At 39.4% G+C, this 24,967-nt stretch carries 21 protein-coding genes; 1 reads left to right on the plus strand and 20 read right to left on the minus strand.

What is annotated here, in order from left to right; translation table 11 throughout:
• The 17 genes from RI557_RS00370 to secDF form a co-directional block, all read right to left on the minus strand.
• Nucleotides 1-891, minus strand: a complete 891-nt coding sequence (locus RI557_RS00370; protein ID WP_310667326.1) for a tyrosine-type recombinase/integrase — start codon at nt 889-891, stop codon at nt 1-3.
• 87 nt (nt 892-978) lie between these two features.
• Nucleotides 979-1,170, minus strand: a complete 192-nt coding sequence (rpsU, locus tag RI557_RS00375) for a 30S ribosomal protein S21 (protein ID WP_310667327.1) — start codon at nt 1,168-1,170, stop codon at nt 979-981.
• Nucleotides 1,171-1,233: 63 nt separating this feature from the next.
• Entirely contained in the window at nt 1,234-2,373 is a 1,140-nt protein-coding gene (locus RI557_RS00380) for an acyl-CoA dehydrogenase (RefSeq protein ID WP_310681337.1), read from the minus strand.
• A gap of 26 nt (nt 2,374-2,399) precedes the next feature.
• The gene (locus RI557_RS00385) at nt 2,400-3,419 is read right to left on the minus strand and encodes a helix-hairpin-helix domain-containing protein (protein WP_310681339.1); all 1,020 of its coding nucleotides are present in this window, start codon (nt 3,417-3,419) and stop codon (nt 2,400-2,402) included.
• A gap of 24 nt (nt 3,420-3,443) precedes the next feature.
• A complete protein-coding gene (locus RI557_RS00390) occupies nt 3,444-5,063 on the minus strand; it encodes an alanine/glycine:cation symporter family protein (RefSeq protein WP_310667330.1) in 1,620 nt (539 codons plus the stop codon).
• A gap of 48 nt (nt 5,064-5,111) precedes the next feature.
• Entirely contained in the window at nt 5,112-5,993 is an 882-nt protein-coding gene (locus RI557_RS00395; protein ID WP_310681341.1) for an SDR family oxidoreductase, read from the minus strand.
• Nucleotides 5,994-7,007 (minus strand): potassium channel family protein, encoded by a 1,014-nt coding sequence (locus tag RI557_RS00400; RefSeq protein WP_310681343.1) that lies wholly within the window; start codon nt 7,005-7,007, stop codon nt 5,994-5,996.
• 3 nt (nt 7,008-7,010) lie between these two features.
• Nucleotides 7,011-7,232 (minus strand): PspC domain-containing protein, encoded by a 222-nt coding sequence (locus RI557_RS00405; protein WP_310667333.1) that lies wholly within the window; start codon nt 7,230-7,232, stop codon nt 7,011-7,013.
• A 7-nt stretch (nt 7,233-7,239) separates the two neighbouring features.
• A complete protein-coding gene (locus RI557_RS00410) occupies nt 7,240-8,502 on the minus strand; it encodes a DUF2851 family protein (protein ID WP_310681345.1) in 1,263 nt (420 codons plus the stop codon).
• A gap of 28 nt (nt 8,503-8,530) precedes the next feature.
• Nucleotides 8,531-9,349, minus strand: coding sequence for an orotidine-5'-phosphate decarboxylase (pyrF, locus tag RI557_RS00415; RefSeq protein WP_310667335.1), 819 nt, complete (start codon nt 9,347-9,349; stop codon nt 8,531-8,533).
• A gap of 11 nt (nt 9,350-9,360) precedes the next feature.
• Nucleotides 9,361-10,440: a peptide chain release factor 1 gene (prfA, locus tag RI557_RS00420; protein ID WP_310667336.1), complete on the minus strand. Its 1,080-nt coding sequence runs from the start codon at nt 10,438-10,440 to the stop codon at nt 9,361-9,363.
• Nucleotides 10,441-10,445: 5 nt separating this feature from the next.
• Complete coding sequence (locus RI557_RS00425; RefSeq protein ID WP_310667337.1) at nt 10,446-11,606, minus strand: AIR synthase related protein; 1,161 nt, start codon at nt 11,604-11,606, stop codon at nt 10,446-10,448.
• A 67-nt stretch (nt 11,607-11,673) separates the two neighbouring features.
• Nucleotides 11,674-13,743, minus strand: coding sequence for an OmpA family protein (locus RI557_RS00430; RefSeq protein ID WP_310681347.1), 2,070 nt, complete (start codon nt 13,741-13,743; stop codon nt 11,674-11,676).
• Nucleotides 13,744-13,876: 133 nt separating this feature from the next.
• Nucleotides 13,877-16,063 (minus strand): glutamine synthetase III, encoded by a 2,187-nt coding sequence (locus RI557_RS00435; RefSeq protein WP_310681349.1) that lies wholly within the window; start codon nt 16,061-16,063, stop codon nt 13,877-13,879.
• A 99-nt stretch (nt 16,064-16,162) separates the two neighbouring features.
• Nucleotides 16,163-17,119 carry a calcium/sodium antiporter gene (locus tag RI557_RS00440; protein ID WP_310667340.1) on the minus strand — a complete coding sequence of 319 codons (957 nt, stop codon included), beginning with the start codon at nt 17,117-17,119 and terminating at the stop codon, nt 16,163-16,165.
• Entirely contained in the window at nt 17,119-17,472 is a 354-nt protein-coding gene (locus RI557_RS00445) for a twin-arginine translocase TatA/TatE family subunit (RefSeq protein WP_310667341.1), read from the minus strand. The genes RI557_RS00440 and RI557_RS00445 overlap by 1 nt, the downstream gene beginning before the upstream one ends.
• A 92-nt stretch (nt 17,473-17,564) precedes the next feature.
• Entirely contained in the window at nt 17,565-20,690 is a 3,126-nt protein-coding gene (gene secDF, locus RI557_RS00450; protein ID WP_310681351.1) for a protein translocase subunit SecDF, read from the minus strand.
• A 130-nt stretch (nt 20,691-20,820) separates the two neighbouring features.
• Between secDF and RI557_RS00455 the strand changes: the two genes are divergently transcribed.
• Nucleotides 20,821-21,243 carry a DCC1-like thiol-disulfide oxidoreductase family protein gene (locus RI557_RS00455; protein WP_310681353.1) on the plus strand — a complete coding sequence of 141 codons (423 nt, stop codon included), beginning with the start codon at nt 20,821-20,823 and terminating at the stop codon, nt 21,241-21,243.
• A 12-nt stretch (nt 21,244-21,255) separates the two neighbouring features.
• On the opposite strand, the gene RI557_RS00460 is transcribed toward RI557_RS00455, so the two are convergent.
• The 3 genes from RI557_RS00460 to RI557_RS00470 are packed head-to-tail and all read right to left on the minus strand — an operon-like array spanning nt 21,256 to nt 24,954.
• Nucleotides 21,256-21,693 carry a DUF5606 domain-containing protein gene (locus tag RI557_RS00460; protein WP_310667344.1) on the minus strand — a complete coding sequence of 146 codons (438 nt, stop codon included), beginning with the start codon at nt 21,691-21,693 and terminating at the stop codon, nt 21,256-21,258.
• A gap of 50 nt (nt 21,694-21,743) precedes the next feature.
• Nucleotides 21,744-24,518 (minus strand): S8 family serine peptidase, encoded by a 2,775-nt coding sequence (locus RI557_RS00465; protein WP_310681355.1) that lies wholly within the window; start codon nt 24,516-24,518, stop codon nt 21,744-21,746.
• A complete protein-coding gene (locus RI557_RS00470; RefSeq protein ID WP_310667346.1) occupies nt 24,505-24,954 on the minus strand; it encodes a type I restriction enzyme HsdR N-terminal domain-containing protein in 450 nt (149 codons plus the stop codon). The genes RI557_RS00465 and RI557_RS00470 overlap by 14 nt, the downstream gene beginning before the upstream one ends.
• Nucleotides 24,955-24,967 lie beyond the last annotated feature (13 nt).

Below are 24,967 nucleotides of genomic sequence, written 5' to 3' on the forward strand. Positions count from 1 at the left end.
TTAGGCCCTTGGATGGGCGTGTTTATAAATGTCTTTTAATTTTTCAAATGAATTATGCGTATAAACTTCTGTAGCGGATAGGTTTGAATGACCCAATAACTCCTTTATTGTATTTAGCTCTGCTCCCTTATTGAGAAGGTGAGTAGCGAAGGTATGCCTCAACACATGCGGACTTCTTTTCTCTATAGTTGTTATTTGATCCAGACAATTTCGCACAGTATTATATACGAGTTTTGGGTACATTTTATTTCCTTTTTCGGTGACAAAAAGCACGTCTTCATCAACAGTTTTTGGGTTCTGACTGTGATTCAAATATTTATCGATTAAATTACGGAGCTCTTTTGTTATGGGCACATAGCGTTCCTTATTCCCCTTACCAATGGCCTTTATTAGTCCGCGGTTTAAATCGAGCTGGTCGTGTGTTAAGTTGATCAACTCTGATGTTCGCATTCCGGTTTGATACAGCATTTCAATCAATAATTGATCCCTGCACCCAACCCAATCATCTGTAAAATAATCTGAGTGGCTGAAAAGTTTGTCCATATCAGATTGTGATACAAACTGTGGAAGTCGTTTCTTGTTTTTAGGAGCTATGATTTTTTGAGTGGGATTGGTTTGGATGGTTCTTTTTCTCAACTGGAATTTGAAAAAGGACTTTAGAGTTGAGATCTTTCGATTGACCGATGTATTTTCCATCCCTTCGTTCACGAGTTTGAGTATCCATGAACGAATTATTTGATAGTTGATGTCTGTAAGGTTGTAGTTGTCTTCCAATGTTTCATCTAAAAACTGCTGAAAAGCTAATAGATCATTTTGATAAGCTGTAACTGTATGATCAGAGTAGCGCTTTTCAAGTTTTATATATCTGATGAACTTCTCGATTGGCAACATTTTTCACAAACAAATTGGACCTATAAAGGTAGTGATTTAAAAACACTTTTCCTCTATAGGTCCAAAAATTTTTAAGGAGAGAATATGTTATTCTTCTTCCTGTCTAAGCTGTTGCTTATATATTGCTTTGATCTTTTGCTCTCTGCGCTCCATTGAAGGTTTCGTGTATTTTTGACGATCCCTTAGTTCACGCATAACGCCTGTGCGCTCAAATTTTTTCTTGTACTTTTTTAAGGCTCTTTCTATTGATTCGCCTTCTTTAACTGGTATAACTAGCATAATTCTTAACCACCTCCTTTCGTAAGTCCGGCAAAAGTAAATCTAATTTTCAGATCTCCAAGCTTATTTTAATATTTCTCGTGCGATAACGAGCTTTTGAATTTCTGATGTTCCTTCACCGATTGTACAAAGCTTACAATCACGGTAGAATTTCTCAACTGGGTATTCTTTCGTGTACCCATAACCACCAAAGATTTGAACGGCTTCATTAGCAGCTCGGCAAGAAACCTCAGATGCCATGTACTTAGCCATTGCTGATTCTTTAGTCATTCTCTCACCTCTGTTTTTCATATCTGCAGCTTGCATCGTCAGCAATTCAGCTGCTTCAATTTCGCTTGCCATATCAGCAAGTTTGAATGCTATTGCCTGGAATTTAGAAATTGGCTGACCAAATTGCTCACGTTCTTTTGAATATTGCTTGGCAGCATCAAATGCTCCTTTTGCTATTCCTATAGATAGAGCTGCAATAGAAATACGGCCTCCGTCAAGTACTTTCATTGCCTGTACGAAACCATCTCCTACTTCACCGAGTACGTTTTCTTCTGGTACGCGGCAATCTTCAAAAATCATTTCAGCTGTTTCGCTGGCACGCATCCCTAATTTATTCTCTTTTTTTCCGCCTGAGAAACCAGGGGTTCCACGTTCAACGATGAAAGCTGTAATTCCGTGACTATCCAGTAAATCTCCGGTTCTGGCTAAAACTACGGCTACATCTCCTGAAATACCATGTGTAATCCAGTTTTTGGCCCCATTAATTACCCATTCGTTGCCGTCTTTTTTAGCAGTAACCTTCATACGCATTGCATCAGATCCTGTATTGGCTTCGGTCAAACCCCAGGCGCCAATATATTCACCTGAAGCTAACTTTGGAAGGTACTTCTTCTTTTGTTCTTCATTTCCAAACTGGAGTATGTGACCAGTACAGAGTGAGTTGTGAGCAGCCATCGATAAACCTACGGCTCCGCAAACTCTTGAAATTTCTGAGATTGCTGTTACATATTCAAAGTAGCCAAAACCAGATCCACCATATTCGTTAGGAACAAGTACACCTAGTAATCCCAGTTCGCCCATTCTTTTCATTAGGTCAACCGGAAAAGTTTGATCCTCGTCCCACTTAAGGACATTTGGCTTTATTTCTTTTTCAGCGAAATCCTGAACCATGTCCTGGATCATTCGCTGATTTTCTGTCATTTCAAAATTCATAATAAAAAATATAAAATGTTGATTCTCTACTTTTTTGTCACTTTAAGATAGGGTGCAATTTTAATGTATAAAACGTCATTTAGCAAGCCTTGTTCGCGCAAGTCTTCAAGGTTTTCAAATTTCCCGTTCTCCCTCCTGTATGTTTCTATTTGAATGGCGAGATGATTTGTGATATAAGGATGCCTTCCTATTTCATAAGCATCAGTATTATTGATATCAATTTTTTGAATTGAGTCTCTATTAGTCACCTTGAAATACGGAGCTATTTGGCTGTACAAACTATCACTTATTCCATAAACTTCTTTGAGTTGACCAACGCTTAAATATCCTCCCAGTAAATCTCTGTAGTTTATAATCCTGTTTGAATAGGCCGGTCCAATTCCGTAAATTTTCTGTAACTCTTCAGCTTTACAGGCATTCAATTCAAATGTTAAATTCTCGTACTTATCTTTTTCAATGGTGTCTTTGGCTATACTATCTATTTTGGTTTCAGCTATTAATGTATCAGTTTTACGGTCAGAGCCGGTGGAATCAAACCGTTGTTTTCTTTTCGAAATATGCATGTATCCAGCCAGCTCATCAACAAGGTTTGTATCAATGTAGTAAATTTCTTTTAAATCTGCAGGCTTTATAAAATGTCCTCCGTGTTTTCTGTATTTCACAATATTATCAGCAACGTAATCTTTAAAGCCGAGTAGTTCAAGGCTATCTGCGGAGAGTGAATTTGGATCAAATTGAAATCGTTTCCGCTCCTTCTTCACGGGTTTTTTGCCAGCAACGGGGACATCGTTCGGTTCTGACCATGACCTATTTTCATCACTGCTTTGGTTACTGTACTTTGATTTTGTTTTCACCAATTTTGACCGATACTCAGCCAGCAAGCTATCGCTGGCTTTCTCATCAACTCCTAATTCAGTGTTTAGCCTGTAAAAACGATTGGGTAAAGCTAGCGCTATGATCAATATGGCTATAATGAAAACGAGCACAACAATTCCGTTGCGCTCGCTTCTTGTAAAATGAAATATTTCCTGTAGAGGGTTTTTCATAGGGCAAAATTTTACCGCCCTAATTTATTTAAATCTTTTTATTTCACCCGTTTTAATACGTTTAAAGTAATCATCAAGGTCTTTCTTAACTTCACCTACAAGGAAGTAAATCCCGAATATGTTGGGGAAGGCCATACCTAGAATCATCATATCAGAAAAATCGAGAACGGCTCCCAAGCTAGATGATGCTCCCACGATAATGAATAAAAGGAAAATTACTTTGTACGATACAACTGCAGCTTTGCTTTGACCAAATAGGAAGGTCCAGCTTTTTAATCCGTAATAAGACCAGCTGATCATTGTTGAGAATGCAAACAATACAATTGCGAGGATCAATAAATATTTAAACCAGGGGAATACACTTGAAAATGCTGCCGCTGTAAGTTCAGATCCTTCTAAACTTTCAGGACCTCCATCAGCAAACCCTGTAAAGATTAACACGAGAGCTGTCATTGTACAAACTACAACTGTATCGATAAATGGCTCTAGCAATGCTACAATACCTTCACTTACCGGTTCATTGGTTTTTGAAGCTGAGTGAGCAATTGAAGCAGAACCTACTCCTGCCTCATTTGAGAAAGCTGAACGCTGGAAACCTGTAATCAATACTCCCAGGAATCCTCCTTTGAGTGCATCGGCATCGAATGCTCCGTTCCAAATAGCTGCAAATCCTTCTCCCAGGTTTGCCCAGTTCATTCCGATAATTACGATTGCTGTAATCACATAAGAAGCAACCATAACCGGTACAATTTTATCAGTAACTTTTGCAATACTCCTTATTCCACCAATAATTACAATTCCAACGAGAATTGCCATCACAACACCAAACCAAAAGCCGTGATCCTGCATGAATGTAAACTCTCCTGAAAATTGAGCAAATGCTTGATTGGCCTGAAACATATTACCTCCGCCAAAAGATCCTCCAATACATAGGATGGCAAATAGTCCGGCAAGAACCTTACCTAACCATTTGAGGTTGCGTTTTTCAAGTCCGCGACTCAAGTAGTACATTGGTCCTCCGCTAACACGACCATCAAAACCAATTGTTCTGTATTTTACACCTAATGTACATTCGACAAATTTAGAAGTCATCCCAAATAATCCGGCTACAATCATCCATAAAGTAGCACCGGGACCTCCTAATGAAACAGCTACTGCAACACCTGCTATGTTTCCAAGACCTACTGTTGCTGATAGTGCTGTTGTCAAGGCCTGGAAGTGACTCACTTCACCTTCATCATCTGGATTATCATAAACTCCCCTAACCAATGCTATGGCGTGTTTTACTCCCCATACATTGAGAAATTTCATCCTAAGTGTGAAAAATATGGCTCCTGATATCAACCATATTACAACGAGTGGTATTTGGTGGGTAACGATTTCACCTTTTGCATTGATAACTGGATTACCGGCTGAATCTCGCACTGTGGGATCGTGAAGTCCCAGTTTTTCAAAAGGATCTACAAAGAGTACAGCGGCTATTGCGTCAACAACTGGTCTAAATTTATTATCAATCTTTTGACTCAGGGTCAATTCTTCTTTGGTACCTTCTCCACTTTTGCCTTCTTCGGCAATGGCACTTACATTGAATGCAAATACGTTGATCAAAAGAACTACTAATAACTTCCTTGTAAATCCAGTCATGTACTTTGTTTTTTTAATAATTCAGCCAAATATAAAGAACGCTTAAAACTAGCAATCCAAAACTTGAGTAATCACATTGCTCAATGGTTGTGGATTGTAATCAAAATCCCGTTTTGCTCGTACACAGCTAAAGCCTGTGATGGGAGGCCTTTCACCTGATTGATTCAGCTCCTTACCAGATACTGGTTGAACATTTGCCAAAGGTGTATCAAGTAAAGTTGCAATTTCCCGTGCAAAACCGAATACCGAATATTCTTGCGGCCCACAAATGTTATAAGACCCTGTGAGATTACCAAATACAATTGAAGCAGTAGCAGATGCAACATCTCCTACGTATGTTGGTTTTCGCCATTGATCGTAAACAATTTTCACTGTTTTACTCTCTTTCAAATCTCTCGTTAGCCAGGAAAAAATATTTTCTCTCTCAGCTGTTTCCTTTATCCCATAAACCAGTACAGGCCTAATGATCGCGAATTTTTCGAGATCACTTTGAATACGTTTTTCAGCAAGCATTTTGGTATATCCGTAATAGTTGACCGGGCTTTGATAATCCTGTTCATCATAGCTGAATGATTTTCCAGCATAGACAAAGTCTAAGCTGAAAAAAATTAGTTTCTTATCACGGTCAGAGCACCAGGATGCTATCTCTTCAGTTGCCTCAACGTTAGCACGATATGCTATGTCGCGGTTTTCCTCGCAAACGTCAATTTGAGAAATAGCTCCAGCATGTATTATTATATCCGGATTTATTTCGTGTAACACGATTTTGATTTTGCTTTTTTCTAAAAGATCGAGCTGTGAATACCGATCCAGGCTTCTACAACGCTGTGGTCCTCTTCCGGTTCCGACTGTTAATGATGCTTTTCCAAAGAATTCCTTTGCAATTTCGTTCCCAATTAGGCCATTGACTCCTGATATGAGAACTTTCATTTAAATACTGAGTTCTTCTTTTAAATTTGTGAGTTGATCGGGAGTTCCCAATACGAAAAGCTTACTGTGGGGGACTATTTTCATGTCATCTGACGGATTCACAACAAATTGCCCGTCAGATCCTTTATAGCCTATGATCAAACAATTTGAGGCGAAATGTTTTTTGAGCTGCTTGATGGAATTGTTATGATAATCGTCTGGAATATTTTTAAAATCGAGCTCTTCGAGATTAATATCATCCTGACCTGTCATTGAAATACGCTCTAGAAACTCATAGATATCAGGAGTTACAACCAGGCTGGCCATGTGTGCCCCACCAACTTTATCTGGCATGATCACGTTATTTGCACCGGCTATTTTTAATTTTCTGTTTGAACTTGAAGCAGTAGCTCTGCTGATGATTCGCAAATCGTGATTCAACTCCTTTGCTGTAAGAACCACAAATACGTTTTCACTATCTTTTGGTAGCGTTGTAACAAGAGCAGATGCTTTATCTAAACCAGCTTTGAGCAATACATCTTCATTTGTTGCGTCTCCTTCAATATAGAGTTTACCATTGTCCTGTAGAGCTTCCTTAGCTAACTCATCTCGTTCAATAATCACTACTTTCTTGCCATATGCCTCAAGTGATTTTACAGCCTCTTGCCCGTTGCGGCCAAATCCGCAAACAATTACGTGGTTTTTTAACTTTTTTATTTCCTGATGCACTTTATAGTTTTTGTAGTAGTACTTTATTTCACCTGTGATTAGATATCGCGATAACGATGATACAGCATAGGCGAATGTACCAAAACTAATGATAATCAAAAAGGCTGTGAAAATTTTCCCTTCTTGGCTCAATGGGTGAACTTCTTTGAAGCCAACTGTTGAAACGGTAATCACCGTCATGTAAAATGAATCGAGAAGTGAATACGATTCAACAACCATGTATCCAAATGTACCTGTAAGGACAATTGATACGATTAAGATTAATGCGTAGTAAAGATTCCTGAAATATTTAAAACTCTCAAACACTTGCTACAGTTCCCAAATTGTGGGTTGACGTCTTTTAAACCAATATTTATGCTTGAGTATAAATGCCATTATTAAATAAATGACAATTGGAGAACCAAAAGTTAAAAAGGAAAGATAGATGAATGAGAGCCTTATTTGGCCTATTTCCATATTGAGCTTCTCACCCCACCATTCACAAACGCCAAATGCCTGCTTCTCAAAAAATCCCTGAATTTTATCAATCATGACGCATTCATTTTAAAATATTCTTTCCAATATCGCACTCTAAGCAACGCTTAAAAGTACAATAGTTCTTTGAAAGATGCAACGCTCCCTGAGACTGTAGTCCGTTCTTAATTTTCAAAGATAATGATTTCCAGTTATTTATTACGCCATTTTTTTCTGCAGGTAATTGTTCAAGAAGATTAATCGCCTTTTCAACACTATCATGATTGGCCCATTTATTTCCAATAAAATAGAGAAAAGGCACTACAGAGTTTGTAATAATATTGCAAGCTCCGTTGTAACTCAATTGATAATGAACCTTTCCTTTTGTTTTGCGACTCAAACGGTAATGCTCCTCCCAGTAATCTGATGGTTTTGTACGCAATAGCTCAATCAATTCTTTTGCTTTTCCTTTATTAAAAAGCTGATTGAATACATTCCATTTGGTCAGAACCGAACTGAGCTGCGCCAATCGTAAATGAGGTGAGTTTGCAGGCCTTACTCCACCTGTTTTCCATGCCCCGAGTTTCATTTCAGTCAACCCAAACTTATTCATTAAAAAACTGTATTCCTTCTTTAGTTCATCTCGATAAGGTGATGCTTCACTTGCTTCTAAAAAACCAGCCTGACCCAGTAATAAAGCCTCAAGTTGTTGTTGAGACAAATTGTTTTTGTCAATCTCTTTTATCGGAATTCGGTTGGCGAGTTCCTCCATAGGATCAGCATTCCACTTAAATCCAAAGGCTCTGAACAACAGAACGAGCAACAATCTTTTTTGATCGCCATTAAACTTGTTGTCCAGTTGTTGAATAAATTCACTTTTGGTCTCAAGCCGTTTCAATGCACACCGCTCAATCCAGTTTTGCCAAATAAATTCATCAACATTACTGATCATTGAGGAGCAGGGTATTTTTTGGTCAGATCCTGAAAGCGTTTCGTATTTACTGAGTTGTTGCCTTGAAATTCTGCCTTTTAATTCTAGCAGTGGTATTTGTTTAAAACCATCAGCAACAATGTCGTGTTCGAAAACAACATGGAGTATCACATTGTGGTAAGCTGAGTCGTCTTCGTGATTGTGGTGGTACCAATCTGAGCTGGAAAGATGAATTTCAACGCTTCCGGCCCATTTTGTATCGCCAATTTGGATGAGTGCTTCGTGGAAATCTGGGCCACTTAAATGATTGTGAATGCCCGGCTTTAATATTATCACTTCCTCACCTGCTGTTGTTGTGAGGTTTTTGTGATTAAAGACCTGGTTTTGCCATATATGATGAAGAAAATCCTCAGTCATTTGACTAAGGTAAAAAATCTAAACGAATTTAGCACACATTGAAGCGTTCAAGAAGAATTGACATTTCACTCTGAATAGCAGATGCTTTTTCTGCGGCTTTATCAGCAAAGTTTCTTCCATTTGAAGCGTAGATGATTCCTCTTGATGAATTCACTAATAATCCGCAATCGTCAATCATCCCGAATTTAGCTACATTTTCAAGGCTGCCACCCTGCTTGCCTACACCTGGAACAAGAAAGAAGTTATCAGGAGCTGCTTTTCGTACTTCTCCGATCAATTCTCCGCGAGTAGCACCTACAACGAACATGAGCTGATCGGGATCTGACCATTGACGGTTTTTTTCGATTACTTCTTCAAAAACCCTTTTACCGCTTTCAGTTTTCAATAGCTGAAAATCATTTGCTCCCGGATTACTGGTAAGTGCCAACACTATAGTCCACTTTCCATCTTTCTTAAACGGCTCCACCGAGTCGTGCCCCATATATGGCGCAATTGTGATTGAATCGAAGTTATAGTGATCAAAAAAAGTTTTGGCGTACATGGCCGAGGTATTCCCAATGTCACCTCTCTTAGCATCTGCTATTGTGAAAATATTTCCCGGAATGTGATCAAGTGTTTTCCTAAGGGATTCCCAGCCCCTTGAACCGAGAGATTCATAAAATGCAATGTTTGGTTTATAGGCTACTGCATAATTCTTTGTGGCATCTATGACTCTTTTATTGAATTCAAAGATTGGATCATCAAACTCGAGAAGATGTTTGGGTATTTTCTCTAAATCAGTATCCAGCCCCACACAGAGGAATGATCTTTTGGATTTGATTTGATCAACGAGTTCTGACCGGTTCACAATTTTATCGATTAAGCGGTTTCACCTTCTTTGAGTTTCTCGGCATTCTCTGCCATTTTCAATGCTTCAAGCATTTCTGTAATGTCTCCGTTCATGAATGAACTGAGGTTGTAGATGGTTTTATTGATTCTGTGGTCTGTAATTCTACCTTGTGGGTAATTGTAAGTTCTCACTTTCGCTGATCGGTCACCTGTTGACACGAGTGATTTACGGTGAGCTGCACGTTCTTCCTGCTTTTTTTCAAGCTCATCCTGATAAAGTCTTGAACGCATCACCTGAACCGCTTTTTCGTAGTTCTTGTGTTGTGAACGACCATCCTGGCATTCAACAACCATTCCTGTGGGAATGTGAGTAAGTCGAACGGCTGATTCAGTCTTATTCACGTGCTGTCCTCCAGCCCCGGAAGAGCGGTAAGTATCTTTTTTGACATCAGACATATTCAGTTCAACATCTACTTCTTCAGCTTCTGGTAAAACAGCAATTGTAATAGCTGAAGTGTGTACCCTTCCCTGTGATTCAGTATCTGGTACCCGCTGAACACGGTGCACACCTGACTCGAATTTGAGTGTTCCATAAGCTCCTTCACCTGAAACGTTCAGTGAGATTTCTTTGAGTCCGGCAACTGTTCCTTCAGTGGAGTTGATAACTTCAAAAGACCAGCCTTTTTCTTTGAAAAACATCGTGTAAAGGCGAAACATATCCTGAACAAAAATACAGGCTTCGTCTCCACCTGTTCCTGCACGGAGCTCCATGATCGCATTTTTATCGTCTTCAGGATCTTTAGGGATAAGCATATACTTGAGCTTATCTTCCATTTCTTCCTTTTGCTCTTCCATTCCGCTCAACTCTTCCTTTGCCATTTCCTTGAGCTCAGGATCTTCGTCACTTTTAATAATCTCTTTATTTGTTTCAAGATTACCAATGAGTTCTTTATACTCATCGTATTCTTTGACAATTTCCTCGAGGTCTTTGTACTCTTTGTTGAGCCTTACGTAACGCTTCATATCAGCAATGATCTCGGGATCGGTAATCATTTTACCAACTTCAACAAAGCGCTCTTTTATTCCTTCTAGTTTATTTAATAAATCCATTAATCTTACTGGTAGTTAAATTCTCCGTGTTGAGAACGAATTGTCAATTGCTTTTCGCCTTCTTCTACTCTTCCTACAATTTTTGCATCAACATCGAACGCTTTTGAAATGGAAATAATATCAGCAGCAGTATCTTGATCGGTATATATTTCCATTCGATGCCCCATGTTGAAGACTTTGTACATCTCTTCCCATTCGGTTCCGGATTCTTTTTGAATCAGGTTAAAAAGTGGCGGAGTATCAAAAAGTGAGTCTTTAATCACGTGATGTTCATCGATGAAGTGAAGAATTTTAGTTTGAGCTCCTCCGCTGCAATGTACCATTCCGTCAATTTTATCGCGGTATTTTTCAAACACTTTTTTCATGATAGGCGCATAAGTACGGGTTGGTGATAAAACGAGTTTACCGGCATTTACATCACTTCCTTCAATGCTATCAGTTAGTTTTTTGGAACCTGAGTAAACAAAATTTTCATCTATGCTCTTATCAAATGTTTCAGGATACTTTTCAGCTATCGATTTATTAAACACATCGTGACGGGCAGATGTTAATCCATTACTCCCCATTCCACCGTTGTATTCATTTTCATAGCTCGCCTGTCCAAATGATGCCAGCCCAACAATTACGTTACCAGGTTTGATATTGGAGTTATCAATGATGTTATCTCGTTCAGAACGCGCTACAACGGTAGAATCTACGATTATGGTTTTGACCAAATCACCAACATCAGCTGTTTCACCACCTGTTGAGCGAATGTCAATTCCCCAGTTCCTCAAATCTTCGAGTAATTCCTCAGTTCCGTTTATCAAAGCAGAAATAACCTCTCCTGGAACAAGGGATTTGTTTCTACCAATAGTGCTTGATAGTAAGATATTATCTGTGATTCCAACACATAGCAAATCATCGAGATTCATGATTAACGCATCTTGCGCTATTCCTTTCCATACTGATAAATCACCTGTCTCTTTCCAATAAGCATATGCAAGTGAAGATTTCGTCCCAGCACCATCAGCGTGCATTACAATACAGTGCTGGTCAGATCCGGTAAGATAATCCGGCACAACTTTACAAAATGCTTTTGGGAACAAGCCCTTATCAACATTTTTGATGGCGTTGTGCACATCTTCTTTATCAGCAGAAACACCTCTTGCTTTGTATCTTTCCATCTTACTATTAATACAAAAGCATCCTGCCGGGTAGCCAACAGGATGCTTAAAATTATGTGTTTATTTTCTATTCTGAATCTGTTTCAGAGCCTTCTCCTTCCATGGGCTGTTCGCCCTCATTGTTCATTTGAGGCTCTTGATCTCCAGAGTCACCATTATCTTTAGGAACGTAATCATCCCGAATTACCCTAAATGTTGTACGTCTGTTTTTCTGGTGAGCGGCTTCTTTCTCTTCTTTAGTTGGAAGATCAGCAATCTCAGCATCAGATATTCTCGGTTCATTTTCACCGTACCCTCTTGCTTCCATTCTCTCTTCTTCAATTCCTTTCGAAATCAAGTAATCAACACAACTTTGAGCACGTTTTTGAGACAGAGTTTGGTTTGATGCTGAAGAACCACGCGTATCAGTATGCGCCATCAACTCAACAACAATGTTTGGGTTATCAACGAGTACCTGATAAAGGTAATCGAGTGAATCTTTAGAGTTCACAGAGTCATTAACCTGAAGCTCCCATTCGCCAAGATCGTATCGAACCTCTGGAAATTCGATTTCGTCCTGTTGAATTGACTGAAGTTTGAAGTCGTGTTTGAATCGTGTTGATTGCTGAACACCTACAGTAGTCTCTTGTCCTTTACCATTTAGGTAACCATCAGCAGAAACAAGTAATGTATAAGAAGTATTAGCTTTAACGTAACGCTCATCAGATCCTTCTTTCTTATCGAATTGATAATACCCCAATTCATCAGTAGTAACCTGAACGGTACTTCCATCAGTTCCTTTCATTTCAATTGTGGCATTTGGAATTGGTTCGCCAGTCTCAACATCGCTTACCATACCATCTATAACAAATTTGAGCGGTGGAATACGGAAGCTCCAAATATCATCACCTCCGCGACCACCTGAGCGATCTGAACTAAAAAATCCTTTTTCTTCACTTCCTTCAAAGATAATTCCAAAGTCATTTGAAGAAGAGTTCATCGGGTATTGCATGTTCTCAACTTCTCCCCATGAATCAGACTCACCCTGGCGAGTAGATTTAAAGAGATCCAGACCTCCCATTCCGGGGTGGCCATTAGAGGCAAAGTATAAATTTCCATCTTCTCTTATGAATGGATACATTTCATCACCATCAGTATTGACACCTTCAACATTCACAGGCTCACCCCATGTTCTTTTTCGGCTGTCATATTTCACAAACCAGATATCTTTTCCGCCTTTCCCTCCGGGCATATCTGATGCAAAGAACATATACTCGTCATCAAGTCCCATTGATGGGTGACCAACAACATTTGAATCAGGCTTATCAATTGGAACTATTTCGGGCTCAGCATAAGAACGGCCACGTTGCTTGGCTGTGTAAATATCACACCCCATTGCAGAGTTCTTTTTGTCGATACAACGAGTAAAGAAAAGTGTTCTGTAACGCTTGTCCATCGTAGCACCACCTTCATTTGATTCTTCCGTACTCAACCCTTCGAGAAGAGTAGGAACCATCCATTTTCCTTTTCTGTCCTGTTTACTGTAGAAAAGTGAAGAGTAATTTTGACCCGTATTTGGATCAATTGAGTTTCCAGTAGCACCTTCACGAGTTGAGGTGAAAATTATCTCATCATTCTTTCGATCAGCAAAAGTTGGCGCAAAATCAGCTTGTTTAGAGTTGAGCAATTGCTCTGGTCTCACTTCGTAGCGGGTTGGATTATCTTTCCACTCCTGAGCGAGTTCACAGGATTTAATCCCTCTTTGCCCTCGTTTATCGTCAGGGGCTAACTCTTTAAAGTTTTTATACTCTACAAGAGCTTCTTCAAACTTCCCTTGCTTTCTTAATGATTCTGCTAAAAAATATTTCACATCAGGGTTTGAATAACCGGCTTTATCAGCTTTCGAGAGCCAGTTTTCTGCCATTTCATTATCCTGAAGATAGAAGTAAGACTGACCAATCTTGAAAAGGATACGTTTTTTTTCAGCGAACTTCTTCTCTTTTGAGTAAGCCTTTTTGTACAATTCAATAGCTTGATGAAACGAATAATTTTTAAACGCTGCGTCTGCCTCTCCGGTGTAATCCTTTTGTGCAAAAGAAGTTAACTGAACAAATAAGAATAATAACACTAGACCTGAGGCTGATTTGATTCCACTCATATAGGTTAATACTTTGTTAAACTATATTAATACTTTGTAAATTAAGGCACCAAAATAAGCAAAAAAAAGCTACTGCAAAAGAAAAGCCCCACAGTTTAGTGAGGCTTTTCAATAAGTATATCAAAATCACTATTTATCTAGTAAATAATAATTCCCTGTATTTTGGCCATGGCCAGTCGTTATTATCAATGATTAATTCGAGCTTATCAACTTCATAGCGTATCTTATCGAAGTAAGGCCTTACCTTATCTCCGTACGCTACAGCTTGCTCTTTTGGAGATGTAAGTTTATTAGCCACTTTGCGCTCATCAATCATGTCATAAACTAGTCTTCTTATAGCCTTTACTCTTGATGAAATTTCTTCAATAATTGCAATATGATCGCCTGCGTGCTCTTTAAAGTCAGCTTCAAAAATATCTTTAAGGCCTTTAACACTTTCAATCATACCCTTTTGGTATTTCAAAGCCACAGGAATCATATGATTTAAAGCCATATCAGCCATTACGCGTGACTCAATTTGTATTTTCATATGGTATTCCTCAAGGTTGATTTCATATCTTGAATCAACCTCACGGTTATTCATGATATTCAATTGCTCATAAAGGTCTTTAACTTTATCCTCAACGAGGAAATCAAGAGCGTGAGCTGTACCATTTACATTGTGCAAGCCTCTTTTCTTTGCTTCTTCGACCCATTCATCACTGTATCCGTTACCTTCAAACAAAACAGGTTTTGAAACTTTAATGTAATCTCTGAGGATGTTGAGAATAGCTTCATCCTTCTTGACACCTTTCGCAATTAATCCATCAACTTCACCCTTAAATTCCTGAAGCTGTTTGGCAACAGCAGCATTTAAAGCAATCATTGGATTTGCGCAATTCGCTGTAGAACCAACAGCTCTAAACTCAAATTTGTTTCCAGTGAAAGCAAATGGAGATGTCCTGTTTCTGTCAGTATTATCCAAAAGTATTTGTGGTATCTTACCAATATTGAGCTTTAATTCTGTCTTTTGATCAGGAGAGAGCGCCTCACCTGTCACACTTTTTTCCAGGTCATTCAGAACCTTTGTCAACTGCGATCCGATGAAAATCGATAATATTGCCGGAGGAGCTTCATTTGCTCCCAACCTGTGGTCGTTACCGGCTGAAGCGATTGTGGCTCTGAGTAAGTCAGCGTTCTCATGAACTGCTTTAATCGTATTTACCAGAAAAGTAAGAAAGCGAATGTTTTCCTTTGGCGTTTTCCCGGGAGCTAAAAGGTTTTTATGTTTTGATGAATTTGTCCCCAACGACCAGTTATTATGCTTTCCCGATCCATTCATTCCTGCAAATGGCTTTTCGTGGAGTAGCACTCTAAAATTATGACGATGTGCTACTTTTTCCATCACATCCATAAGTAACTGGTTGTGATCAACTGCCAAATTACATTCCTCAAAAACAGGGGCGCATTCAAACTGGTTTGGTGCTACTTCATTGTGACGAGTTGTAACCGGGATACCCAATCTCAATGATTCCTGCTCAAAATCATGCATAAATGCCGTAACACGATCAGGAATACTACCAAAATAGTGATCATCTAACTGCTGGCCTTTTGAAGATGAATGTCCAAAAAGTGTTCTACCGGTCAGAACCAAATCTGGACGAGCTGTAAACAAAGCAGAATCTACAAGGAAGTATTCCTGTTCCCAGCCTAAAGTTGCGGTTACTTTTGATATATTTTTATCGAAATACTGACACACATCAGTAGCAGCTTTATCTATTGCCTGTAGTGATTTGATCAATGGCGCCTTGTAATCCAGAGACTCGCCCGTGTATGAAACGAAAATTGTCGGGATGCAGAGGGTCTGACCAATAATAAATGCCGGAGAACTAGGGTCCCAGGCGGTATATCCCCTTGCTTCAAATGTATTACGAATACCACCGCTCGGGAATGAAGATGCATCGGGTTCTTGTTGAACAAGTTGCTCGCCATTGAAAGTTTCAAATGAACGACCATCCTCAGTTGGTGTATAAAACGCATCATGTTTCTCAGCAGTTCTGCCTGTTAATGGCTGAAACCAGTGGGTATAATGTGTAGCGTCTTTTGACATTGCCCATGCTTTCATTGCTGAAGCAACCTGATTGGCCATTTTCCGGTTGAGCTTTACTCCACGGTTTACTGAATCCATAACGCTCTCATAAGCTTCTTTGCTCATGTACTGGCGCATGGTTTCATTGTTGAAAACCAACTCACCAAAATAATCTGAAATTTTTGTTGAGGGGGCGTTAACTTCTACAGGACGCCTTCTGAAAGTTTCTTTTAGAGCTGTAAGTCGTAACATTTGCTGAATTTTTATACAAATGTAGACTTTAATGAGGGGTGACGTAATCAAAAAATGAATTAATTTATCAACACCCCTTAATTTTAAGGCTAAACCCTGTTAAAAAACATCTTTTTCAAGAAGCACCCCTGAAATAATGAAGGCTAAATAAAAAATAAATAAAATTCCGCCCTCAACTCTTGAGATTTTTCGATTATTGAGCATAAATGGAAAAACAAGTAATGTTATTCCGGCTACCCACCAAAAATCTACTCTAAGAACAGCCTCATTAATAGGTATAGGAATGGTAATAGCTGTAATACCGAGAATTGCAGCGATATTGAAAATATTGGAGCCAATAAGGTTACCAATAGAAATATTAGTTTCCTTTCTTACAGCAGCAGTAATAGAAGTAATTAACTCTGGAGTGGAAGTACCAAATGCTACAATCGTTGAACTGATTAATAAATCACTAACTCCTAAATTCCTGGCAACTTCTGTAGCGCCATCAACTAACCATTCAGAACCGAGTGCTAAACCAATCGATCCAAGTGCAATATAAAGTACGTCTCGCCAAACCGATCCTTTCGTAGCTGTTTCATCAACCTCGTCTTCAACTCTTGACCTTTTGTTGTAGCGCCTTGACTCAAAGATGAGAAACAGGCTGAATAAAATCAAAACCACAAAGATCACCACACCCTCCCATCGCTCAAGTTCGAGGTCCAGCATAAACAAATAGAGTAATGTAGTCACGAGGAGCATCATAGGCCAATCAAACCGAATTGAATTTCGATCTACTCTAATTGGCGAGGTAAGAGCTGTCAATCCAAGGACTAATGCCAAATTAGCAACATTTGAGCCCAACACATTTCCGATTGAAATATCAGGATGCCCCTGCAAAGCAGCTTTTAAACTCACGACAAGTTCAGGAGCTGATGTCCCAAAAGACACGATAGTCATGCCAACAACAAGTGTGGAAATTCTGGCTCTGACCGCTATATTTACTGCACCTTTTACGAGGACTTCACCTCCGGCAATCAATAGGGCGATACCCAGAATTAGGAACAAATAGGCCATTAATCAGATTTCGTTTGACCGGATTCTTGATCGCTTTCTTTTCGGTCAGATCCTTCAGAACCTTCAGAACCCTCGTTTTCATTTGTACTCGACTTACTTTGGGATTGATTCTGTGGATCCTGATCTCTTTTTTCAGCGTAGAGTTTTCGGTTTACATCAAGATCATTTTTGACATCTCCCATGTTGTTTTGAATATCACGCTGAATATCATCAGTTGCATTTTTGATGTAGCGAATACCTTTTCCAAGACCACGAGCAAACTCCGGAATCTTTTTCGCTCCAAAAAGGAGTAAAACAATAAAGAGGATCATGAATACTTCTCCTCCACCTAAATCGAAAAACAACAATGTCATATCAACCGATCTCCTCTTAATTCAGGATGCAAATATAAAGAAAAAGCCCCCTCAAAAATGAGGAGGCTTTGATATTGAGATAAAGTCAATTATTAAACTTTTCCTTTCACCTTTTTACTCAAATCCATCATTAATGGAGTTGCGATTCCAAGTGAAGAGTAAGTACCCACTAAAACACCTACCATGAGAGCGAATACAAATCCGCGAATCATTTCACCACCAAAGATGAATATCACGAGTAATACGACAAATGTTGTTAATGATGTATTGATTGTCCTGCTCAATGTGCTGTTCAATGCACTATTAATCGTTCTCTCCTGATCGTGTTTAGGGTGCAACCCAATGTATTCACGAATACGGTCAAATACTACAACCGTATCGTTGATCGAATACCCCACAACTGTTAGCACAGCTGCGATGAACGATTGATCAATTTCAAGTGAGAATGGTAATATTCCGTAGAATATTGAGAACAATGAAAGAACGATTAATACATCGTGCGTCATGGCGAGCAATGCTCCAACAGAGTACTGCCATTTTCTAAATCTGATGAGGATATAAAGGAAGATCACAACAAGCGAGAAAAGAATCGCCCAAACAGCTGCCTGTTTGATATCATCAGCAATTGTTGGCTCAACCTTTTGTGAGGTCAACTCAGTAATAAATTCAGATTCAGAAATATCATTTTGATAAAATGGCAGCAATCCTTCGTAGAGTTTAGCTTCTATTCTTCCATCTACACCATCTTCTTTGCTGTCAATTTTGTATTTAGTTACAATCTTAACCTGATTTGAAGACCCAAAGGTCTTAACTTGCGGTGGTTGTTTAGTACCATTCTCAGAAACGAATTTCTCACCTAAAGCATCAGATATTTCAGTAACCTCAACCGGTTTGTCAAAGCGAACAATGTAAGATCTACCACCAGTGAAGTCAACACCAGAGTTGAGTCCTTTAGTAAATAATGATCCTAAACCTGCCAGTAGGATAATACCACTAATTATGTAGAATTTCTTACGACCTTTTACAAATTCAAATTTTGGATTTTGAAGGATATTTTTGGTCAAGTTAGTTCCAAAAGTGACATTAGCTTTTTGTCCAAGTCTCCATTCAAACAACAGTCTTGTGATAAAGATTGCTGAGAACAACGAAGTTAGGATACCAATGATCAACGTAGTTGCAAAACCTTGAATTGGACCTGTTCCGAATGTAGCCAAAATAATTCCCGTTAAGAGGGTAGTAATATTGGCATCGAGGATTGAACTGTAAGCATTTTTGTAACCATCAGCTATAGCGAGTTTGAGTCCTTTTCCGGCTCTTAACTCTTCTCTGATACGCTCATAAATAAGTACGTTAGCATCAACTGACATACCTATTGTCAATACGATACCGGCAATACCGGGTAATGTCAATGTCGCTCTCAATGAAGCGAGCACACCCAATACGAAGAATAAGTTAGCGATGAGTGCACCGTTTGCCACAACTCCTGCCTGGGCGTAGTAGAAAATCATGTAGACCAAAACTACTCCAAGCGCGATTAGGAATGAAGACAAACCACTTTCGATTGATTCTTCACCTAGTTCCGGCCCAACAACTGCCTCTTCGATAATATCAGAAGGAGCTGGAAGTTTACCTGCCTTTAAAACACCTGCAAGGTCACTTGCTTCTTGTTGAGTGAACCTACCTGTAATTTCTGTTTGGCCACTTGGAATTTCGCCCTGAACACGTGGAGCACTGTAAACGAGACCATCGAGAACCACAGAAATCGACTTGAGATCATTTGGATCTGACGATGCTTCACGTGTCATTTCTCTCCATGTTTGAGTTCCGGTACTGTTCATTGTCATGTTTACAGTAGCGTTACCCATTGGGTCAGTACCAACTCTCGCATCTGTAATATCATCACCTTCAAGTGGCGCTTCACCACTTTTAGGAACTTTTACAGCGTAGAGTCTGTAAATATTTTCATTGTCCTGTAATGGCTTAGCACTCCAAAAGAACTTCGCACGTGGAGGCATTTGGTTACGAATATCTTTTCTGCTCAACCAGTCATTGATAATTGCTGTATCAGATGCTTCAGCTAAACCAACTGTTGGCTGGCTACCTTCCTGGAGTGGCTGAAGTTTAGCAAAGAAAGGATTCTCTCTTCTAAACTCTTCGGCAGACATTTGGGTAGAATCAGCAAGCGCTGAATCACCTTCACCTGCGAGCAAGTCATCAATATCTTCAGAACCAGTATCAGCTGCAGTAGTATCTCCTTCAACAGCCGCAGAATCACTGGCAATCTCTTCCTTGTCAGATCCTGAATCATCGAGTAAGTCAGCAATTTGTTCACCACTATCATCAGATTGAGTTGCTTCAGTAGCTTCTTCACTGTCAGATGAAGACTTTTCAGTCTCTTTCAGGATAGCGTTAGCTCTCTCGAGAGAAGGATAGATTTCATAGTTCTGATAAGTATGGAAAAACTCTAGTTTGGCAGTTCCCTGAAGTATATCACGAACGCGATCTTTATCTTTTACACCTGGAAGCTCAACGATTATTCTTCCTGTTCCGGAAAGACGCTGAATGTTTGGCTGAACAACACCGAGGTTGTCAACCCTTTTTCTCAGTACCTGCTCAGTTCTCCTGATCGCTTCTTCAGATTCCTGACGAATGATTGTGTAAACTTCTTCGTTTGAAGCATCAGCCGGAATCTTTTCCTTGTTCTCAAGGTTGTGAAAAACAGAAGCAAGTTTGAAATCAGGAGCTATATCCTGCTGAGCTGTTCTAAACAACGTCACAAAATCAGCATCACTTGATTTTTGAAGTTCGCGAGCTTGTTGTAAAACTTCCTGGTAAGTTGGGTTCTGACGATTAACACCAGCCAACGAGTTCAACATATCAGGAACTGATACCTGGAGTGTTACGTGCATCCCGCCCTGGAGGTCAAGACCTAAGTTGATTTCGCGCTTTTTACAGTAGTTGTAAGTGTACCCGAATACCGGATAAACCTCTTCACTACCCTTTTCGAGCAAAATTTTAGACTCATAACTTTGACGAGCTGAATCCTGCTGATAAAGCGACAATTCTGGATTCACCTCCAACAGTGAGTCAACCTTTGCTTTTGCTCTCTCGTTTGCATCTGACTCAACACTGCCTGTTACAAATGTGAATGAGATTTGGAAGATACAGGCGAGTACCAATAAAATGGTGAATGTCCAAAGTGCACCTTTGTTTTGCATGTGATTAAATTCTTATAGGGTGTATTCCGTTACAATTAAGTGCGCAAATATAGAATTTCAATGATTTATTCCCAACGCAGTTTTAACATACTGCTCATCATTTTCAAATCTTGTTGTTATTTTGCGAATAATGAGCGATCACTCAACCCATTCATTTGACAAGCCAATTGTGTTCTACGATGGCGTTTGCAACCTGTGTAACGGGGCTGTTCAATTTATTTTAAAACATGAAAAAAGCCCACATTTATTATTTGCTTCTCTTCAAAGTGATTTTGCCAGGGAATTGATCAATCAAAATAAAATTCCTTCATCGGTTGATAGCATCGTTTTTTACCACAACAATAAAGCTGATGTCAAATCAAAAGCTGCATTCAGGATTGCTCAACACCTAAAAGCACCGTGGTCACTTGTAAACATCTTTAGCTTTCTCCCGCAATCTATCACAAATGCAGGCTATGATCTGGTAGCCAAATACCGCTATCAGTTTTTTGGTAAAAAAGAAACCTGTCCTATGCCTTCAAAAGAATCACGAGACAGGTTTATCGATATTTAATGAAGAAGTTATCTATTCTTCTTCGTCACTTTTATCTTCTTTAGAATCTTCATCAGCATTTTCAATCGCTTCCTTCAAAAAGCCATTATCAACTAACATATTGTACCACTTAAAAAGCTTTTTGAGGTCAGATGAATAAACACGATCTTCATCGTATTCAGGAAACACCTCGAGCAACTTATCGCGCTGATCCTGAGCCGAGGCATTAGCCGATACTGATTTACCGCCATCTTCATGTTTGTAAATGGCTTCGTAAATGTCAGCAAGCGGACGATCTTCATTGTAGCCGTAAATGCTAATATCTTCCAAAGCGCTTACTTTGTGAGCAGCATAAGCAGGAAAACGCTTGCCATCTTCAAGTGATTCTACAATAATTCCACTTTTCGTTTGGCCTACCATTTTAAAAAGGCCCGATTTTCCCGAGATTGAGATAATTCCTTTTAACTCCATATTTCTGTTTTTCGAAGTCGCCAAATATATAAGAACAACTCATTCACTAATTAAAGCTTGAGTATTTTTTTTACATATCTGTTTTGTCCATTGTGAATTTCAAGCAGGTAAGTTCCAGTTGATAAATCACCCAAATCTATTTCCTGCGTACTTCCAACTACTTTTTTGGTCAGAACCGTTTCGCCAGTTATCGATTTCACATTCATCATTCCGCCATATTTGCAGCTTTCACAAACTAGCCTGACCGTACTTTTTACCGGGTTTGGGTATAACCGAATATCATCCTTTTGAGAAATCTTTTCTCTTCCATTCAAAAAGACACCATTGTATTGGTAATAAGCTGAGTCAGCTACTCTGTACAAATCGCGTTCTGTTTCAGCAGCAAAAAGTGCGAAGCAAACTTTAACCTCATCATTTGGAGCTAAATCATAAGGTCCTGAACTTAAAACTTGAATTACATCGTTTCCAACATCACGTGTGTTGCCTGCTGATTCTCTCGATTCAGAAAGTAATTGCCATTTTGTAGTTGAAGGTAAACTATCTGAAATATCAATTCCGCCACCTCCTCCATTTACATTATCCACGGCATAAGGATTAAAACCTTCACCTTCAATCAATTGAACTGCTGCCAAAGGATCATTTTCACCTGTTCCTTTAGTAAAAAGGAGTCTTCTCCCTTCATCAGTAAGCACTTTGTTTTGGTTATAATTCTCAACGTCAAAATCGGTGAAGAATCCTATTCTAACTCCTGTTTGAAGTTGATTGGTTACATTTCTTATTCTGTACTCAAACAGTACATATTGATCCTGTCCAAACTCATCATAAGCCATAACTCGCTGGTTGACAACAACACCCAAACTATCATTTCGCAATAAATTAGGAATAGTATCGGTAAAGCTTCCCTGCCCCAGAAAAGCAAAGGCAGGATTCGTGATGCGCGTAATTGAGTTCAATGACGAAAAGTCGCGGTCACGGCTCTGATCGTTACGAACATCATCAACCACAACAGGGGAACCGTTTTGGTCAGATCCTACCATCAAACCAGCTTCAAATAGCATCGATTGGCCTCCTTGTAACTCAAGCCCCAACCCGAGCGTGTTATTGTTGTCGTAATAACCAACCCGGCCAATTGATGTAGCTGTTGTAGAAATGCGGTTGTCATCAACATTGATAAACCCCGGATTGAGAATTACTTCTTTGTAGAAAGTCTGTAAAACACTGGTACTGTTGACTTCATACAAGTCAAACTGTAAAACCGAATTAATATCGAGTTCGTTAGGACTATTCACAACAATCCTAAATGGTTGATCGAGGTTATTTTTATTCTCTGAAATTGAAAAACTTCCAAAGCTTGCTGAGTCATCGACAACGATAAAGTTTGAATCGGCATTGAGGTGCAGCCAAACATCGCTGGACTGGGCAAGAAAATTCGTCAATGATGCATAAACATAAACTGTATCACCAACTTCCAGTATATTATCTGCACTATCTGTCACTACAACATTATCCATTGAAAAATATGGAGTTGTTAAATTGCTGCTGAGCATTTGCTCCATATCTAAAATTCCCGCTCCAAACTTTCCAAAGCGAGAGCTTGAAGAGTCGAGTTGTGAAAAGGATGATGCTGTGGCTTTTAAGTGTGCTCTTATTTGATTGGGAGTCAAACTGGGATATTGAGCCAGCAACAATCCCACTGCTCCAGATACAGCCGGAGCTGCCATTGAAGTGCCTGTATTGTTGTTGTACCCTCCATCTTCAACGGTACTCAAAATATTTTCACCCGGTGCTGCAATATCAATCCAATAGCCGTAATTAGAAAAGAATGATGGATCTCCGACAGAGTTGACCGAAGATACAGCCAATGCATTTTTATATGCAGCAGGATAAAACGGCTCATCAACTTCATTATTCCCGGCAGCCGCAACAACTAAAGCATTTTGATTAATGGTGGCGTAATCGATAATATCATTTGCGTAATCAGAATAATTTGAGCTTCCCCACGAGCAATTAATGACCTGAGCTCCATTGTCAGCCGCATAAACAATTCCATCATAGCCAAACCTTATTGTACTTCCTTCGCCAACTTTTACGGGCATGTAAGTAACATAAAATCCGGTAGAAGCCACACCACTATTATTATTGGTAGATGCAGCGGCAATACCGGCAACATGGATTCCGTGGTTATCACCATCAGCCACTTCAGTATTCCCGTTTTCATTGACGAAATCCCAGCCGTTTAAATCATCTTCATAGCCATTGTTGTCACTGTCAGATCCATCAATTTGCTCACCGGGATTCTGATAGAGTTGATTCACCAAATCTGGATGGTCGATATCTGTTCCGTTATCAACAATCGCTACAACAGCATTCGGATTTCCCTGTAAAATGTCCCAGGCTTGCGGAGCATTGATCAATTCTAAATCTGGTTGTTGATCAGCATATCGTGTGTCATTAGGTTGAAAAACAACTTCATCGATAAATTTTGGCTCAGCATATTCAACCTGCTCAAATCGTTTCAGTCGGTTGACCACCTTTTGAACTTCCAGGTTTTGATCAAAAGTGAGTTCATAAATAGTTCTGATCTCCACTCCTGCTCCATCAAATGAACGAGCTGTAGGTGCCTTTGCATTTGGGAATTTTTGAACGATTGAAATGTCCTGATCTTGAAAGTACTGCTGTAAAGCGTCAATCTCTATATGGTCAGATCCACAGGAAGCCAGATATTGTGGCTCTATCTTGAGAATTGCCTTGCCGGCCTGCTGGCTCTGACCGATAGCTAAACCGGCAAAAGCGAGTAAAAATAAAACGAGTTTAAAGCTCTTCATACGATGGTATCTCTCTCAAAAATTTATACGAATTTCGGTTAAAATCAATTTGCGCGCAAAAGTGTTGTACTCCGTTCGTGATTAGCAAATAAGGAACCCTAAACACCATATTATAACGACCTGCCTGATCGAATGTTTTTTGAGTTACTTTGACATCAGGTGCTTTACATTCGGCCAGCAAAATAGGATTTCCGCTTTTATCACGCACAAGTAAATCGGCTCTTTTGTGCATTTTATTAAGGGTGAGTGACTTTTCAATTTCAAGCAAACTCCTTGGAAACCCGAGTTCGTGAACCAAATATTCAACCAAATGTTGCCTTACCCACTCCTCGGGTGTTAAAACATAGTAACGCTTTCGTGTTTGATCGAAAATTTGCGTTTTCTTTGCTACATTGCGAATAGAAAATTCATATTCGGGAAAGTTTAATTTTTGCATAAAACTGATTCAC

Source organism: Salibacter sp., from assembly GCF_031581065.1.
In the GTDB taxonomy this organism is placed as follows: domain Bacteria; phylum Bacteroidota; class Bacteroidia; order Flavobacteriales_G; family Salibacteraceae; genus Salibacter.

Coding starts and splice junctions, on each gene's coding strand:
- RI557_RS00370 (WP_310667326.1), bottom strand. CDS start 891: ATGTTGCCAATCGAGAAGTTCATCAGATATATAAAACTTGAAAAGCGC.
- rpsU (WP_310667327.1), bottom strand. CDS start 1,170: ATGCTAGTTATACCAGTTAAAGAAGGCGAATCAATAGAAAGAGCCTTA.
- RI557_RS00380 (WP_310681337.1), bottom strand. CDS start 2,373: ATGAATTTTGAAATGACAGAAAATCAGCGAATGATCCAGGACATGGTT.
- RI557_RS00385 (WP_310681339.1), bottom strand. CDS start 3,419: ATGAAAAACCCTCTACAGGAAATATTTCATTTTACAAGAAGCGAGCGC.
- RI557_RS00390 (WP_310667330.1), bottom strand. CDS start 5,063: ATGACTGGATTTACAAGGAAGTTATTAGTAGTTCTTTTGATCAACGTA.
- RI557_RS00395 (WP_310681341.1), bottom strand. CDS start 5,993: ATGAAAGTTCTCATATCAGGAGTCAATGGCCTAATTGGGAACGAAATT.
- RI557_RS00405 (WP_310667333.1), bottom strand. CDS start 7,232: ATGATTGATAAAATTCAGGGATTTTTTGAGAAGCAGGCATTTGGCGTT.
- RI557_RS00410 (WP_310681345.1), bottom strand. CDS start 8,502: ATGACTGAGGATTTTCTTCATCATATATGGCAAAACCAGGTCTTTAAT.
- prfA (WP_310667336.1), bottom strand. CDS start 10,440: ATGGATTTATTAAATAAACTAGAAGGAATAAAAGAGCGCTTTGTTGAA.
- RI557_RS00425 (WP_310667337.1), bottom strand. CDS start 11,606: ATGGAAAGATACAAAGCAAGAGGTGTTTCTGCTGATAAAGAAGATGTG.
- RI557_RS00430 (WP_310681347.1), bottom strand. CDS start 13,743: ATGAGTGGAATCAAATCAGCCTCAGGTCTAGTGTTATTATTCTTATTT.
- RI557_RS00435 (WP_310681349.1), bottom strand. CDS start 16,063: ATGTTACGACTTACAGCTCTAAAAGAAACTTTCAGAAGGCGTCCTGTA.
- RI557_RS00440 (WP_310667340.1), bottom strand. CDS start 17,119: ATGGCCTATTTGTTCCTAATTCTGGGTATCGCCCTATTGATTGCCGGA.
- RI557_RS00445 (WP_310667341.1), bottom strand. CDS start 17,472: ATGACATTGTTGTTTTTCGATTTAGGTGGAGGAGAAGTATTCATGATC.
- secDF (WP_310681351.1), bottom strand. CDS start 20,690: ATGCAAAACAAAGGTGCACTTTGGACATTCACCATTTTATTGGTACTC.
- RI557_RS00455 (WP_310681353.1), top strand. CDS start 20,821: ATGAGCGATCACTCAACCCATTCATTTGACAAGCCAATTGTGTTCTAC.
- RI557_RS00460 (WP_310667344.1), bottom strand. CDS start 21,693: ATGGAGTTAAAAGGAATTATCTCAATCTCGGGAAAATCGGGCCTTTTT.
- RI557_RS00465 (WP_310681355.1), bottom strand. CDS start 24,518: ATGAAGAGCTTTAAACTCGTTTTATTTTTACTCGCTTTTGCCGGTTTA.
- RI557_RS00470 (WP_310667346.1), bottom strand. CDS start 24,954: ATGCAAAAATTAAACTTTCCCGAATATGAATTTTCTATTCGCAATGTA.